16 protein-coding genes are annotated in these 14,646 nt (G+C 46.6%); 9 read left to right on the forward strand and 7 right to left on the reverse strand.

What is annotated here, in order from left to right; all coding sequences use genetic code 11:
• Positions 1-85: 85 nt before the first annotated feature.
• The 4 genes from EPO18_RS15295 to EPO18_RS15310 all read right to left on the reverse strand — a co-directional run bounded on the left by EPO18_RS15295 (position 86) and on the right by EPO18_RS15310 (position 2,403).
• The gene (locus EPO18_RS15295) at positions 86-274 is read right to left on the reverse strand and encodes a hypothetical protein (RefSeq protein ID WP_292434693.1); all 189 of its coding nucleotides are present in this window, start codon (positions 272-274) and stop codon (positions 86-88) included.
• Positions 275-336: 62 nt separating this feature from the next.
• Positions 337-612, reverse strand: coding sequence for an RnfH family protein (locus EPO18_RS15300; protein WP_292434695.1), 276 nt, complete (start codon positions 610-612; stop codon positions 337-339).
• A complete protein-coding gene (locus tag EPO18_RS15305; RefSeq protein ID WP_292434697.1) occupies positions 605-1,036 on the reverse strand; it encodes a type II toxin-antitoxin system RatA family toxin in 432 nt (143 codons plus the stop codon). Before EPO18_RS15305 ends, EPO18_RS15300 begins: the two co-directional genes overlap by 8 nt.
• Before the next feature lie 2 nt (positions 1,037-1,038).
• Positions 1,039-2,403 (reverse strand): sodium-dependent transporter, encoded by a 1,365-nt coding sequence (locus EPO18_RS15310; RefSeq protein WP_292434699.1) that lies wholly within the window; start codon positions 2,401-2,403, stop codon positions 1,039-1,041.
• A 141-nt stretch (positions 2,404-2,544) separates the two neighbouring features.
• On the opposite strand from EPO18_RS15310, the gene smpB reads away from it, so the two are divergent.
• The 5 genes from smpB (at position 2,545) to mnmM (ending at position 5,897) form a co-directional block, all read left to right on the forward strand.
• On the forward strand, positions 2,545-3,030 hold the full coding sequence (gene smpB, locus EPO18_RS15315; RefSeq protein WP_292434701.1) for an SsrA-binding protein SmpB: 486 nt from the start codon (positions 2,545-2,547) through the stop codon (positions 3,028-3,030).
• 90 nt (positions 3,031-3,120) lie between these two features.
• On the forward strand, positions 3,121-3,687 hold the full coding sequence (locus EPO18_RS15320; protein ID WP_292434703.1) for an isochorismatase family protein: 567 nt from the start codon (positions 3,121-3,123) through the stop codon (positions 3,685-3,687).
• A gap of 16 nt (positions 3,688-3,703) precedes the next feature.
• Entirely contained in the window at positions 3,704-4,057 is a 354-nt protein-coding gene (locus tag EPO18_RS15325; RefSeq protein WP_292434705.1) for a HopJ type III effector protein, read from the forward strand.
• A 101-nt stretch (positions 4,058-4,158) separates the two neighbouring features.
• Complete coding sequence (locus EPO18_RS15330; RefSeq protein WP_292434707.1) at positions 4,159-5,304, forward strand: NAD(P)/FAD-dependent oxidoreductase; 1,146 nt, start codon at positions 4,159-4,161, stop codon at positions 5,302-5,304.
• Positions 5,301-5,897 (forward strand): tRNA 5-(aminomethyl)-2-thiouridylate-methyltransferase MnmM, encoded by a 597-nt coding sequence (gene mnmM, locus EPO18_RS15335; protein ID WP_292434709.1) that lies wholly within the window; start codon positions 5,301-5,303, stop codon positions 5,895-5,897. The genes EPO18_RS15330 and mnmM overlap by 4 nt, the downstream gene beginning before the upstream one ends.
• Before the next feature lie 176 nt (positions 5,898-6,073).
• Here the strand turns inward: mnmM and EPO18_RS15340 are convergent, their stop codons facing one another.
• Positions 6,074-7,198, reverse strand: coding sequence for an NHL repeat-containing protein (locus EPO18_RS15340; RefSeq protein WP_292434711.1), 1,125 nt, complete (start codon positions 7,196-7,198; stop codon positions 6,074-6,076).
• Positions 7,199-7,613: 415 nt separating this feature from the next.
• On the opposite strand from EPO18_RS15340, the gene ppnP reads away from it, so the two are divergent.
• From ppnP to EPO18_RS15360, 4 genes are all read left to right on the forward strand, one after another.
• Positions 7,614-7,925: a pyrimidine/purine nucleoside phosphorylase gene (gene ppnP / locus EPO18_RS15345; RefSeq protein WP_292434722.1), complete on the forward strand. Its 312-nt coding sequence runs from the start codon at positions 7,614-7,616 to the stop codon at positions 7,923-7,925.
• 2 nt (positions 7,926-7,927) lie between these two features.
• Positions 7,928-8,401 carry a LabA-like NYN domain-containing protein gene (locus EPO18_RS15350; protein WP_292434712.1) on the forward strand — a complete coding sequence of 158 codons (474 nt, stop codon included), beginning with the start codon at positions 7,928-7,930 and terminating at the stop codon, positions 8,399-8,401.
• 64 nt (positions 8,402-8,465) lie between these two features.
• On the forward strand, positions 8,466-9,002 hold the full coding sequence (locus EPO18_RS15355; RefSeq protein ID WP_292434714.1) for a YaeQ family protein: 537 nt from the start codon (positions 8,466-8,468) through the stop codon (positions 9,000-9,002).
• Positions 9,003-9,190: 188 nt separating this feature from the next.
• The gene (locus EPO18_RS15360; protein WP_292434715.1) at positions 9,191-10,777 is read left to right on the forward strand and encodes an ABC-F family ATPase; all 1,587 of its coding nucleotides are present in this window, start codon (positions 9,191-9,193) and stop codon (positions 10,775-10,777) included.
• A 233-nt stretch (positions 10,778-11,010) separates the two neighbouring features.
• Here the strand turns inward: EPO18_RS15360 and EPO18_RS15365 are convergent, their stop codons facing one another.
• Together EPO18_RS15365 and EPO18_RS15370 are read right to left on the reverse strand one after the other, a co-directional pair.
• Positions 11,011-11,694 carry a metallophosphoesterase family protein gene (locus EPO18_RS15365; protein WP_292434718.1) on the reverse strand — a complete coding sequence of 228 codons (684 nt, stop codon included), beginning with the start codon at positions 11,692-11,694 and terminating at the stop codon, positions 11,011-11,013.
• A gap of 468 nt (positions 11,695-12,162) precedes the next feature.
• Positions 12,163-14,646, reverse strand: a 2,484-nt coding sequence (locus EPO18_RS15370; RefSeq protein WP_292434719.1) for an MMPL family transporter, incomplete at its 5' end; no start/stop codon positions are given.

Raw genomic sequence — 14,646 nt, forward strand, 5'->3', positions numbered from 1 at the left:
TCTCACTATTCATTAAAATTATTGATTAGTGCATAGAATATACTTAACAAAGTCGAGCTCATCTTTCGTGATTGATGCGCTTGTTTTATAAAGCTCTTTTGTTCAAAAATGCTTTCATAAACGTTCTTGATGCGGACACTGGGCTAATTCCGTTAACTTGTGTTTGACCTTTTTCCTCGCCTTCATAGTAAACATAAAGCCTGTTTTCATCAAGAAGGTAATTCACTGTATATACACAGCTATCTATTTCCAACTCAACCTCATTTTCTATCATTATTACCTTACCTTTTCGAACAGAATGCCATGTGAAATTTTCATGATTTCCGGAACAAATATTCATCCCCCCTTCAAAGCCCGCTGCCGCCGAGCCTCTTTAGGGTCATGGAGCAAAGGCCGATAAATTTCTATTCTATCCCCCTCTTTAACAGGCTGATCCAGTTTACAGGCTACGCCAAAAATGCCCGCCTTAAGTTCGGACAAGACAATCTCAGGGAAAAGATCCAGCAGCCCCGAGGCTTTTATCGCAGCTTCAACAGTCGCACCCTCCTCCATTGCCAGCGTGACTATCACCTGCTCTTCGGGCTTGGCGTAGACCACTTCGACATTAACCATAAACGGCTTTGGCCCGTGCGGTAAACGAACTCACCATGGTGTTGCAGATCTGGTTAAAGACTGCGCCGAAAGCCAGATTTGCCAGCTTGCCTGACATTTCAAACTCCAGATCCAGGGAAATTTTGCTGGCATCCTCGCGTAGCGGTAAAAATTCCCACTTTCCTTCCAGAGAAGAAAACGGGCCGTTCAGCAGCGAGAGCGTCATGCTGCGGCCTTTATCAATCTTGTTCCGGGTCGAAAAGGCTTTTTTAAAGCCGCCTTTGGAAATCAACAACTCAGCTTCAACAAAGTCATCTTCTCGTTTAATGATTCGACTGCCGCTGCACCAAGGCAAAAACTCAGGATAAGCTTCAATGTTGTTAACCAAGTCAAACATCTGCTGGGCTGAAAATTTGACCAGAGCGCTTTTTTGTACAACGGTCATGCTTAAAGAACTCCGACCACATGCAAAAATACAAAAAACACGGCAGTGGGAGACACATAGCAAATTAAAAACCGCCATACTTGATAGCTGAGCGCATCAGGCATGTCCAGTTCATGCTCGGTGTGTTGCCGTTTCATGATCCAACCCGCGAACACGGCAATGCAAAAACCGCCGATAGGCAACATCAAATTGGCGGTTAGATAATCCAACAATTGAAAAATAGTCCTGTCGAAAACCTTAAACCCGGACCAGACATTAAATGAAAAAATAGTACCCAATCCCAATAGCCAAGTTATCAATCCTGACCAGATACAGGCTTGTTGCCTGCTCATATCTTTATTTTCAACCAACCACGCAACAGCCGGCTCGATTAACGAGATCGACGAAGACAAGGCCGCGAACACCAGCATCACAAAAAACAATATGCCGAATAACCAGCCGCCGGTCATGTTGCCGAAAGCAATCGGCAAGGTTTGAAAGATAAGACCGGGACCTGACGCAGGTTCCAATCCAGCCGCAAAAACAATCGGAAAAATGGCAATACCCGCCAATAAGGCAACCACCGTATCGGTGCCTGCAATCAAATAAACGGTTTTGGCAATCGACACATCTTTCGGCAAATAAGAACCGTAAATCATGATCGCGCCCATGCCTAAACTCAGGGTAAAGAAAGCATGTCCCATTGCAGTCAATACACCGTTAGCGGTCAACTTGCTAAAGTCGGGCGTGAATAAGAATTTAATACCTTGATCATAATATTCATCGAAGGTCATTGCATAAGCCACCATTAGTATCAGCAGCACAAACAGGCTCGGCATTAAAAAACGCACGGCTTTCTCTAGGCCGGTATTTACGCCGCGCACCACGATCAACATGGTTGCCAACATGAACAGACTATGCCAGAAAGTTAACTGCACCGGACTAGCCATAAAATGATCGAAAAGCCCTTTTATTGTTATTGCATCGGCGCCGAAAAAACTGCCGGTCAAGGCCTTTAACACATAAGCCGAAGCCCAGCCCGCGATAACACTGTAATAAGAGAGTATTAAAAAGCCGGCAATAACACCCATCCAGCCTAAATAATGCCAGTTTTTATCGGCTCCGGCTTCGTCGGCCAGGGTTACCATGGTATTAATGGGATTCTGTCTGCTGCGACGCCCTAACATGGTTTCCGCCATCATAATAGGAATGCCGATCAACAACACGCACAGCAAATAGACGATAACAAAGGCCCCGCCGCCGTTTTCTCCGGTAATATACGGAAACTTCCAAATATTACCCAGACCGACTGCGGAGCCGGTAGCGGCCAGGATAAAGGCGAAACGTGAAGACCATTCGCCATGAATTGATTTTTTTGTATCCGTCATTTGTGTGCCTGTAAAACTTTATAATTATAAAATCGCCAAGGATGCGTCTTTCGTGGCGAACTTTTCCGGTTATTGCATAACATCAGTTAGTAATATCGAGTAAAATAACAAAATTATTCCTTTACGTCAGTTTAAAAATCTATGGCCGACAAAAAGTCCAAGAAAAATAACAAACAGCAAAACGCCACTATTGCCGTCAATCGCCAAGCTACTTTTGAGTATTCGATTGAGGAGCGGTTTGAAGCGGGAATGGTTTTGGAAGGATGGGAAGTTAAAAGCTTGCGGGATGGCCGCGTTCAACTCAAAGAGAGTTATGTGGCGATAAAACGGGGCGAAGCCTGGTTGTCCGGCGCACATATTTCGCCTCTGCTGTCGGCATCAACCCATGTCAACCCGGACGCTATTCGCGCTAAAAAGCTGTTGCTGAACCGTCATGAGCTCAACAAGCTGATCGGCTCCGTCGAACGCAAAGGCTACACGTTGATTCCGTTGTCCATGTACTGGAAAAACGGTAGAGCCAAACTGGAAATCGGGCTGGCAAAAGGCAAGCAATTACATGATAAGCGCGCTGCTTCAAAGGACCGTGATTGGCAACGCGAAAAAGCACGGATTATGAAAAAAGGCTAAAGGCGCAAGGCAAAAGGCGAAGGATGTGTTTTTTAGCCTTTTGCCCTTAGCCTTTAGCCTTCTTCCCCTAACCTTTTCCTTCAAATTAAAATGACCACACACCCTAACATCCTGTCGGTAAAAAACAGCCTGCTGATCGTCGTCGATTTGCAGACAAAACTATCAGCGGCCATGCCTGAGCAAGATGCCGAACTAATGACAGCCAATGTCGGCAGTCTGGTTGAGGCTGCCGGATATTTAAGCATCCCGGTGTTGTTGACCGAGCAATATCCCAAAGGCTTGGGTCCGACAGATACCTCCATTACCGACATATTGTCCGAAGACACCCTGATTTTTGACAAGACCGGTTTTTCCTGCTGTGCGGCTGACGGCTTTACTGACACCGTAGCTAATGCTGATCGCAAGCAAATCATACTGGTCGGTCAGGAAGCGCATGTTTGCGTATTGCAAACCGCGTTGGAATTGATAAATTTCGGCTATCAAGTGCATGTCGTTGAAGACGCGATCTGCTCACGCAAAGCAGAACATAAATTCTATGCCTTGCAGCGTATGCAGCAACAAGGCGCGACCATTACTAATTATGAATCGGTATTGTTCGAATGGGTCAAAGGTTCGACTCACCCTGAATTTAAAAAGATTTCCGGATTACTCCGCTAACCCTTGAGCCTTGCCCATGTCACTTGCATCTTTTCTTGAAAAAATAACAAATAATAAAGCTGTCGGTTTTGATGAAACCATTGCGGTCATTACTGAAAATTACCATTACCAAGCCACCGAGTTTAGCAACGGCCTGGGTGAACTGTTATTAATCAATCAGGCGGGTACTAATGAAGGCTCTTGCAAGATTTTCGCCTTCGCCCAACTCCACGGGCTTGATCCACAACAGACATTAAACCTGTTCGGCGACTATTACCGGGTAGATGTTTTAAACGACCCAAACGGCACAGGTCACCAGAACATCAGGAATTTCATGCAATACGGCTGGGATGGAATTTGTTTTAAAGGCGTAGCGTTAACAGCTAAATAAGAGTAGGAGCGGGCCATGCCCGCGATATTTCGGCAACGATTGTGAAATATTGGCTTATGTCAATCGCGGGCATGGCCCGCTCCTACGGATAACCAACAATCATGATCGACTACTTAATCATCGGCCAAGGACTCTCCGGCAGCCTACTAGCTTGGGAACTGATACAACGCGGCTGCAAAGTCGTCGTCGTTGATAACGGCCGCGAAAACGCCTCGCAGGTTGCAGCGGGTCTGATTAACCCAATCACCGGCATGCGCTTTGTCAAATCCGCCGATGTCGATGCGCTGTTACCGGCAGCAAAACACTGCTACTCGCAATTAGCCGATTTTTTCCAACAAGCGTTTTATATAGAAAAACCGATGCTGCGGCTTTTCCGTAGCGACAACGAATTTAAAAACGCCGGCAAACGCCTTAACAGCCCCGATTATCAAGCCTACCTGGGCGACATCCTGCCACCGGGTAGCGCCGTCAACCCTCTTGCAACACCGTTCGGTTTCCTGGAACAAAAACAAACCGGTTACTTATTAACCCGGCCGCTATTAAATTGCTTGAAAGCGTTTTTCATTGCCAACGACAGTTACAGGCAGGCTGATTTTGATTACCGGGACGTACAGCTGCAACCGTCTTTGCGTTGGCAGGACATTTGCCCCAAGCAAATCATTTTTTGCGAAGGCCATCAGGGAACACAAAACCCCTGGTTTTCCTGGCTGCCTTTCCAACCGGCCAAAGGCGAGATTCTAACGTTGGAACACCAAACCGACTTGCCCGATAAAATACTCAATCACGGCAACTGGCTGATCCCATTAAACGCCGGAAAGATCAAAATCGGCGCGACCTTCGACCGGGAAAACCTGGATACCCAAACCACCGAACAAGGCAAAAGCGCCTTATTAAATGCACTGAACCAAATCGCCCCTGCTTTGACTGGTGTAACCTTAGTCAACCACCAAGCCAATATCCGGCCTTGTACCCGAGACAGACAGCCTTTTATCGGACATCACCCCGAGCATGACAACATGGCTATTTTCAACGGCTTCGGCGCCAAAGGCAGTTTACAGATACCTTGGTACAGCCGGCATTTTGCCGATGTTTTATTAAACGGCGCTCCCTTATCCCAAGTTTGCGATATTCAACGCTATAGGGAGTGCAAGCTTTGCTTGCCCGTGCAGGCAAAGCTTCCGCTCCTGCTCACGCCCCTTACCTACATCCCTGTAGGCAAAGCCTGCACTCCAATAATCAACTTATGAAACGCATTTCACTGGTTAACACAGCACATGACTTAATCCGGGACATACTCCACCCCGGCGACACTGCGATCGACGCAACGGTCGGCAACGGCCACGATACCGTGTTCCTAGCCGGACAAGTCGGCTTATCGGGCCATGTTTACGGCTTCGATATTCAACAGGCGGCTATCGATTCAACTCACAAGAAATTCCGGCAAACGGGATTGCTGGATTGCCTGACCTTGATTCATGGCAGCCATACCGACATGGACGAAAAAATCCCCGCGCATCTTCACGGCAAAATCCGCGCGATCATGTTTAATCTGGGTTATCTGCCGGGCGGCGACAAAAGCATCATCACACTTACCGATTCCACATTAATAGCCTTAACTATCGCCAGCCGGATTTTGGCGGTCAACGGCATCATCACCGTGCTGGCCTATCCCGGCCACCAAGGCGGCGACCTGGAAACCGATCAAGTCAAAAACTGGTGCGAGCAATTGGATAACGAACACTTTGAAGTTAACATTATCTACAGCACCGAACTCAAAGATACAGCACCTAAGCTTTTTGTGATTCATAAGCTTACCTCGATCTATCACACTCTGCGCTAAATACTATCGGTTGTTTGCTATTCGCCACAACAGATAATACTTCAACAGGTAGCGAAATTAGATTAACCAGCGCCCCTTGATTTGTGAAAAGTATGGGATCTTATGCCACACTTTTCATGAAGTGATTATTAGGTAAACTTAACCCCAATATTCGAACTGACTACCCTCTTTTTCATTCAATTCGATGGAGGAATATAACCTAAAGTTCCGGGATCGGTACCTTCAAAAGTAAGATACCACCCCTCTCCTAATGATCCGCCCAATGAAACTGGAAGTACAAAATTGCTGAAAGTTTTGGTAGTAACATTATAACGACGTACCGCTCCCGTATCAGGGCCACCACCGCTAATCGGGATAAAAAGGGACTCACCAGCCTGGTTGGCCGGACCAAAAAGTAAAGCCTGAGCAAAAGCACGGATATTGCCAGGCTCATCAAGGGCGATCTGGTCTACGCACGCCCCTGTACTATCGAAGATCAAAATCTTGTCCGTGTCGCTGGAGTCTGCGCGGAAAGCAGTGACATAAAGCTCCCCGTTAGGGCTGAACACTAAACCCTCAGGGCGATGGAGATGTTTGGCACATTCATCTCCTGAGTTACTACTGGCAAAGACATCAACAAAAGCTCCGTTGTTGTTGGGGTCAAAACGAAGAATCCAACCCGCCAATGGGTTGAAATTTATGCTTTTAGGGTCCAAATCATGTGTAACAGAAACATAGAGTAAACCATCAGGCCCAAGTACAACACCTCGAGGATGGAACTCATCGTTAGAAAAAGCTCCCGGAAACTCAGTAATAGGATCGGGCGTCAGGTCGGCAAGAAATACTCCATTTTTTGTGTATGTCATTAATTTGCCCGGCGGATTATTTTTCCCAGCACTTGATGTATCGGCGACAAATAAAATATCGCTGCTTAGGGCAATGCCACGAGGTGCAAAAGGAGCATTTGGGCTATTATGAGGAACAAGTGCCCCGAGAAACTCCCCGGTTACGCCGCTATGTTTCAAAATTTCCCCTGATTTATTGGCTCCAGCATTCTGATTAGAAATCAGCAGATCACTATCAGAGTTAAAAATAAGCCCCCGTGAACCTTTTATCGGACTATTCCCTTTCTTAATAAACTCTCCCAGATACTCTCCACTGTCTGCGTCGAAGCGCTTCACTGTATTGTCGCTTTGATCGCCAACATATAGAGAATCTGCAGCATGAGTGGGAGTGGTAACACAAAAAACCACCATCAGCACTAGCACAGCAGAATTTACTCTTGCTCTAATTCCTTTCAAATCTTTAATGTTGTTCTTCATGATATATTCCTTTTAGATTTTAGATGCCTGTTATACAAACTATTATCTAAACTGCATACGGTCATGGATTACATTTTTATTAAACCCTCACTCCAGCTCTTTCTTTCATTAACAGAGAGAGAAATATCCATGTCGAATATAACAGCACCGTTGTGATTCATTACTTTATGGTTTAAGAATGACTTTCCACTCTCATTTTATATTTTTTCTGAGACATACTTAAAAAACAATTCGTAGTAGCACTTATAAACCCATACCAATAACAGTGCACCTATTCACAATACTCCCCGCAACTCAAAACACAACCTTCAACCCCAAAGCATATTTGTGAATCGCAAGCACAAGCTGCGCTAAATCAAGGCAATCTGGTATCATGACGCCCCTTAATTTACTCATTCCCGATAAAGGACTTAACATGTCAGAATTCAATAACGTATCCATCGTCAAAAAAGCCAATGTCTACTTCGGCGGCAATGTCAGCAGCCGGACTATCAAGTTCGCGGACGGCTCGACAAAAACCCTGGGCTTTATGTTGCCCGGCGAATATACTTTCAACACCGCCGATCCTGAACTGATGGAAATCATCGACGGCGAGCTGGATGTTTTATTGCCCGGCACAGAATGGCAAAGCATCAAAGGCGGCGAATCGTTCAACGTGCCTGCCAATGCGGCATTTACGATGAAAGTTAAAACCCCTAGCGATTACTGCTGTTCATTCCTGAAGTAATCATGCAAAAAGTCGCCATCTTTGCCGATGTGCAGAATATCTATTACACCACCCGGCAAAGTTATCAGCGGCATTTCAATTACGCTGCATTCTGGGCGCAGGCGACCGCAGACAGGGAGGTGGTTGCGGCGTTTGCCTATGCAATCGACAAAGGCGACAGCAAACAGCAGGGATTCCAGCAGATACTCAGGAATATCGGCTTTGAGGTTAAACTGAAACCTTACATCCAGCGTAGCGACGGTTCCGCAAAAGGCGATTGGGACGTAGGCATTACGTTGGATGTAATCGATTATGCCGCCAAGTTTGATGTGATTATTTTGTTATCCGGCGACGGCGACTTCGATCTGTTATTGGATAAAGTTCGAAATACTTACCATGTGGCGACAGAAGTCTACGGCGTGCCCGCGCTGACTGCTCCCTCGCTGATTAATTCTGCCGACCGGTTTATAGCCATCGACGATAAACTGCTACTGTAAAACACTCGAAGACTAAAATCTGTTAGAATAAGTCTTTATTTTCCAAACCGTAAAAAACCGCTTAATGGCGCTTAAGTCAACCATCTATAAAGCCGATTGTCAGATTTCAGACATGGACAGAGGCTATTATCAATCGCATAACCTAACCATTGCTATGCATCCTTCAGAAACCGAAGAGCGCATGATGGTGCGCCTGCTGGCTTTTGTGATGAATGCCGATGAACAGCTGCAATTCACTAAAGGCCTGAGCACCGATGACGAACCCGAACTCTGGCAAAAAAGCCTGACCGACGACATTGAATTGTGGATTGACGTGGGTATGCCGGATGAAAAACGTATCCGCAAAGCGTCCAACCGTGCCGACAAAGTCATCGTTTACACTTACGGCGGACGCAATACTGTTTGGTGGAACCAAATACAACCCAAGCTGGAACGCTTTAAAAACCTGACAGTCATTAACCTGCCCAAACAGGCGACGGATCAACTCGCACCGATGGTAAAACGTACCATGCAATTGCAAGTCAGCATTCAGGACGGGCAGATTTGGGTCAGCGACGAGCAAAATACGGCCAATATAGTGCCTGAGATTTGGCTTAGTTAACAATAGCGCCATCAAATACAATGGAACGCAGGTGCCAAAAGTAGGCGCCTCTAGGCGACGCAGATAATTATGATTCAATAAGATTTTTTCTTTAATTATCTGCGCCTATCATATTTATCAGCGTCATCCGCGTTCTATTTTGCCTTTTACCTTTAATATCTTTTTACCTTAATCTTCGGAACAAAAACTTGATCTCTACAGCTAACATCACCATGCAGTTCGGGGCTAAACCCCTGTTTGAAAACGTCTCGGTCAAATTCGGCGACGGCAACCGTTACGGCCTGATCGGCGCGAACGGCTGCGGCAAATCGACCTTCATGAAAATTTTGAGCGGCGACTTGGAGCCATCGGCGGGCAACGTCAGCATCGGCCCTAATGAGCGTCTGGGCAACTTGCGTCAGGATCAATTCGCTTATGAAGACCAACGCGTACTGGACGTGGTGATGATGGGACATACCGAAATGTGGGCGGCAATGTCCGAGCGCGACGCCATCTACGCCAACATGGAAGCCACCGAAGACGACTACATGCGCGCCGCCGAGCTTGAATCGGTGTTCGCCGAATACAACGGCTATACTGCCGAAGCCAGGGCCGGCGAGTTGTTGCTGGGCCTGGACATTCCGCTGGAACAGCATAACGGCCCGATGAGCGCCGTAGCGCCGGGCTGGAAACTGCGAGTATTGCTCGCACAGGCTTTGTTTTCCAATCCCGACATCATGCTGCTCGATGAGCCGACCAACAACCTGGACATCAACACCATACGCTGGCTTGAAGACATCCTGAACCAGCGCAATTGCACAATGATCATCATCTCGCATGACCGCCACTTCTTAAACAGCGTCTGCACCCACATGGCCGATATGGATTACGGCGAACTGCGCGTTTATCCCGGCAACTATGACGATTACATGATTGCGGTAACCGAAGTGCGCGAACGCCTGCTTGCAGGCAATGCCAAGAAAAAGGCCCAAATTGCCGAACTGCAAACTTTCGTCAGCCGCTTCTCGGCGAATGCTTCCAAGGCCAAACAAGCCACCTCGCGCGCGCGGCAGCTTGAAAAAATCAAACTGGATGAAGTTAAACCGTCAAGCCGGGTTAATCCGTTTATCCGCTTCGACCAGACCAAAAAGCTGCACCGCTTGGCGCTGGAAGTTGAAAGCCTAAGTAAAGGTTACGGCGAGCAACCGCTATTTAAAGACCTGAACCTGATGGTTGCCGTCGGCGAACGCGTTGCTGTGATTGGCGCTAACGGTATCGGTAAATCGACACTGCTGCGCACCTTAGTCGGCGATTTAACGCCGGATACCGGCGCAGTGAAATGGTCGGAAAACTCGGAGGTAGGCTATTATGCCCAGGACCATGCCGAAGACTTCGCCGAAAACATGACCCTTATCGAGTGGATGGGGCAATGGCGCAAGGAATCGGATGACGACCAGACCATTCGTGGCACTTTGGGCCGATTATTATTCAGCGCGGACGACATCAACAAATCCGTTAAAGTCATCTCCGGCGGCGAACAAGGCCGCATGCTGTTCGGCAAGCTGATCCTGCAAAAAAACAACATCATGGTGCTGGATGAGCCGACCAACCATTTGGACATGGAATCTATTGAATCGCTGAATACTGCGCTGGAAAATTATCCCGGCACCTTGATATTTGTCAGTCATGACCGTGAGTTTGTGTCGTCGCTGGCGACGCGGGTTATCGAGTTAACACCGAATGGAGTTGTCGATTTCAATGGCAATTATGAAGATTATTTGAGCAGCCAGGCGTAGAACGACCAACATCAAATAAGCTTACTCAGTAGCAAAAAATAGAACGCTGATGCCAAAAGTAGGCGCCTCTACGACTGCAAGGATGCAGGAGGTAGAGCAACGCAGGAGCAGTTGCCGAGGCGACGCTGATAAATATGATAGACGCAGATAATTAAAGAAAAAATCTTATTAAATCATAATTATCTGCGTTATCTGCGTTCCATTCAGTTTGATGGTGCTGAGTAGATAAGCGATTAATTTCCATTCCTTAACGTATTCCCCATCAAATCGGCAACTGCCCTGTCCGCCACGCCGACTACCTTGATATTGTGTTTAACAATGCCCGCGTAATTTTCATGCAAATGACCATGAAAGATATTTTTTACCCCCATAGCTACAGCCAAATCGCCAATCACGTCAAAACCATGCCGATGAGATCCTGGCGCCTCATGGGTCACCAAAATATCCGCTTTTAGCTTCTTTAATGCCTCAAACTCATCATGCCAAATCGCCGCCTTATATTTTAGCGACAAGGCTGTATGCCTAACATTAGCCGGCTGGTTATGCAGATAATGCTGTTTGTCCCGCCATTTTGGCTGCTGCGGCGGATACCAGACTCGGCCTAGAAAAATACCTCCTAAGCCGGCAACTCTAAGCCCCGCTATTTCAGTAACTTTCAAGTGCAACCCTTGATCAGCCAGAGCGGAGTCAAACAAGTGCTTATGCTTGGCGGGTGTTTCAAAATCATGATTCCCTGCAATCCACCAGATTTGGGTTAAACCGATAATTTCCTGTAAACAGATTTCCAAAGGCATTTCCAAGTCATAATCGCCCAATAATACAACGGCCTCAGGTTTGTATTCATGCACTGCCGCTATCAGTGGTCTGAAGTCCCCGTGCGGATCGCCTGCAAATAAAATCTTGTTCTTTGGGTTCAAATTCTTACTCCTATTAACTGGAACCTGACCCTAACACTGAAAATCACAACGTTTTATTTACGTTGCTCGACGCGGGTTTTAAGTTTCTTCCGATTATAGACAAAAGTCGCTTTGATTAATATCAGACTATTAAAAGTCGGTTATCAACTATCAGACTATCGCTGATTTTTGTACTGGCTTACTTGAGGGAACAGCAGATTGGATACAAGAAAAAATAGAAGACCCGCAACCGGCAGTGCAAACCTCGGGCGATCTGTCGCAACTGCTGAAAGCGGTCGGCCAAGTGCAACCGCAAGTCTTAAAACTATTGCAAGTAGTCGCCCAAAGAGTGAATGACTAAATCAATGGAACATATTGATTTATTACGTATCTTTTATGGACTAACTGCGATTTTTAGGTTTATAGCCCGCACGCACAAAGACTATTTGCTAAAACTTCATGATCTTCGCGATAAAAGCTGTAACTCAGTTACCCATGATTGTTCACCCTCAACACTAGCTTACTCAGCGCAGGGAGGATAATAAATGTACAAACCATGATCCAAAATATGCCGATGGTAATGATCAAACCCATACTGGCAATGCCCTGATGGGGCGAAAATGCCAATCCGGCAAAGCTGGAGGCTGTGGTCAGAGCACCGTAGAACATGGCTCTGGCGGTGCTGGATTGATAAATATTCTGTTTTTCAGAAAGCGAATGGTGCAATTTTTCAACCATATGGATGCCATTATCAACGCCCAATCCCAGCAGTAGCGGCAGAGCGATAATATTGGCAAAATTAATAGGGGTGTTGGTGAGAACCGCACTCGCCATGGTAAACAATCCAGCCAGCATCAGCGGTGTCATGACCAGCGCGGTATCGGCAATATTTCGCCGGATAGCGAATAACAGCAGCGCGATAGTAACCAGGGCGATCACAATGGCTTGTTGAAACGCTGAGACAACTTCTTTCATAGACTCCCAATACATGACCGGCAAGTCTGTTGTTTCAGGTGCGACGGATTGTACTTCGGTAATAAATTCTTCCAGACTTTTCAGATCGTTCAAGTCTTTTTTAGGGAATATCTGGATGCGGTACGAACCGTTCTTGCTCAACCATCTATCCTTGATGTCGGCCGGCAGGTCGGCCAATGTAACTTCTTTGGCATTAAAGCTGGCGGATAGCTCGTTCATGACGTTCGGTAATGTACCGAGCAACGTCGTCTGGATATGTTCAATAAACATGCGCCGGCTGGGTTGTTGCCGCGCATCAAGTTCGATCAAAATATCCTGTAATTCTTTTTTAAAATTTGTTAGTGCGGTACGCTCTGTATCGGTTTTTTCAGGCAGGATAGTATCAATCGTTTTTATCAGCCGATTAATGCCGGGAACTGGGTCAGGATCGGTCTGTAGCGCAGGAAAATTCTGCATCTGCGCACCAAGCATCAAGCCCATTTCTTCAATCAAGGCCAGTTTTTCGCCCTGGCCGGTGGGCTGAAAATCAAAAAGACTGACGGTTTTATCAACCGAAGCTAAAGCCGAAAGCTTTTGCTCCAAGGCTTTGGCGCTGCTTTCATCCTTGGCCAGCACAGTTAATGTCATCGGCGTAGTTTCCTTGTCCTTCATTAAATTTTTAAAGGCAATAACCGATTCGGTATTAGGGTCGCGAAGATTAATCGGATTAAAATCAGTCTTCACGTTGAATGTCAGCACAATGGAAACGACAGCGATAACAAAGGTTGCGATTGCAATCGGTTTGGCATAATGGAGCGGATAAGTCGCCAGTTTTTGTGACAGCTTTGCAAGTCCATTCGGGTTTTCTTCTGTTATCGCCAAGAACTTTGCCGGAGCCGGGATAACTCTTAACAACGCAGGTAACGCAATTAGAGTAATTAACAGGCAGATAAACAAACTGGTGCCTGCCAGTAGGCCGAGTTCGGATACGCCTTTATAGTCGGTCGGAATAAATGCATAAAGCCCGATCGATGTGGTGCCTGCGCACAATAATAGCGAGGGGGCCGTGCTTATTAGCGTGTCGCGCAGTGCTAGGCCTTTATGAATATGATGGGTTAGATTGTCCCGGTAACGTAAACAAAAATGAATCGCATATTCCACGCCCAAACCAATATTGGATACTGCAAAAGCCACTGAAATCAGGTTTAATTCTTTTACGGAAAAAGCCGCGAACGCCCCACAAAAAAGCATGCCCCAAGCCAGTGTAATCAATGTGGCTACAGTCAGCAAAACGGAGCGGTAGGCAACCAATAAAATAAATAGCACTAAGACAATGGAAAAAATGCTAGCGGTAAAAGTGCCGGTGCTCATACCGGACAATTCATCATCCTCAAGACCGGCTTCACCTGTGATCCAAACTTTAACCGTTGGCAGGTTGGGATCCTGAACTTCATCAACAGCTTTGCGAATTGACTCAATCGCATTTTCCGCCGGGCGGATTTGCGAGTAATCAAACTTAGGCGAAGCAATAATAAAACTGTTGCGCTCATGCATTTTCTTATCGCTAATCAACGACTCCCAGGACAGCAAAGCGTTTTCGCTATTAAGCGTTTTATGTAAGGCCGAGGTAACCTTGTTAATCAGCGAGGTCAGGTCGATAGGCACAACCTGAGTCTTGTCTGTGGACGTCAACGCATCTTCAAAAATCGAAAAAAAGCCGGTCAGATTGGGTTGCTGGGCAATTCTGCCGATAAAAGGCTGAGCCAGCGACAAGTTGGTGGATAAGGTCTGCAACTCGTCGGTATCAAGATAAAGCAGGCCGTTCTGACGGAAAAATTCGTTATCGTTGGGAATATAGGCCGAATTAAAATGATCTTTATCAGCCTTTATCAGGCGCAACAGTCTTTTAGCGGCCGATTTAGTCAGTTCAGGCGAATCCGATTCAACGACCAATAACAGCGTATGTAGGTCTTGCGAGAAAGCTTTTTCATATTTGCGGCGGTTTTGCTGAAAAGGCGC

Source organism: Methylobacter sp. (assembly GCF_004322395.1).
Taxonomy (GTDB): domain Bacteria; phylum Pseudomonadota; class Gammaproteobacteria; order Methylococcales; family Methylomonadaceae; genus Methylobacter_A.

Bases quoted from the DNA above. Each gene is read 5' to 3' on its own strand.
- EPO18_RS15295 (WP_292434693.1), bottom strand. From the start codon at position 274: ATGATAGAAAATGAGGTTGAGTTGGAAATAGATAGCTGTGTATATACA.
- EPO18_RS15300 (WP_292434695.1), bottom strand. From the start codon at position 612: ATGGTTAATGTCGAAGTGGTCTACGCCAAGCCCGAAGAGCAGGTGATA.
- EPO18_RS15305 (WP_292434697.1), bottom strand. From the start codon at position 1,036: ATGACCGTTGTACAAAAAAGCGCTCTGGTCAAATTTTCAGCCCAGCAG.
- EPO18_RS15310 (WP_292434699.1), bottom strand. From the start codon at position 2,403: ATGACGGATACAAAAAAATCAATTCATGGCGAATGGTCTTCACGTTTC.
- smpB (WP_292434701.1), top strand. From the start codon at position 2,545: ATGGCCGACAAAAAGTCCAAGAAAAATAACAAACAGCAAAACGCCACT.
- EPO18_RS15320 (WP_292434703.1), top strand. From the start codon at position 3,121: ATGACCACACACCCTAACATCCTGTCGGTAAAAAACAGCCTGCTGATC.
- EPO18_RS15325 (WP_292434705.1), top strand. From the start codon at position 3,704: ATGTCACTTGCATCTTTTCTTGAAAAAATAACAAATAATAAAGCTGTC.
- EPO18_RS15330 (WP_292434707.1), top strand. From the start codon at position 4,159: ATGATCGACTACTTAATCATCGGCCAAGGACTCTCCGGCAGCCTACTA.
- mnmM (WP_292434709.1), top strand. From the start codon at position 5,301: ATGAAACGCATTTCACTGGTTAACACAGCACATGACTTAATCCGGGAC.
- EPO18_RS15340 (WP_292434711.1), bottom strand. From the start codon at position 7,198: ATGAAGAACAACATTAAAGATTTGAAAGGAATTAGAGCAAGAGTAAAT.
- ppnP (WP_292434722.1), top strand. From the start codon at position 7,614: ATGTCAGAATTCAATAACGTATCCATCGTCAAAAAAGCCAATGTCTAC.
- EPO18_RS15350 (WP_292434712.1), top strand. From the start codon at position 7,928: ATGCAAAAAGTCGCCATCTTTGCCGATGTGCAGAATATCTATTACACC.
- EPO18_RS15355 (WP_292434714.1), top strand. From the start codon at position 8,466: ATGGCGCTTAAGTCAACCATCTATAAAGCCGATTGTCAGATTTCAGAC.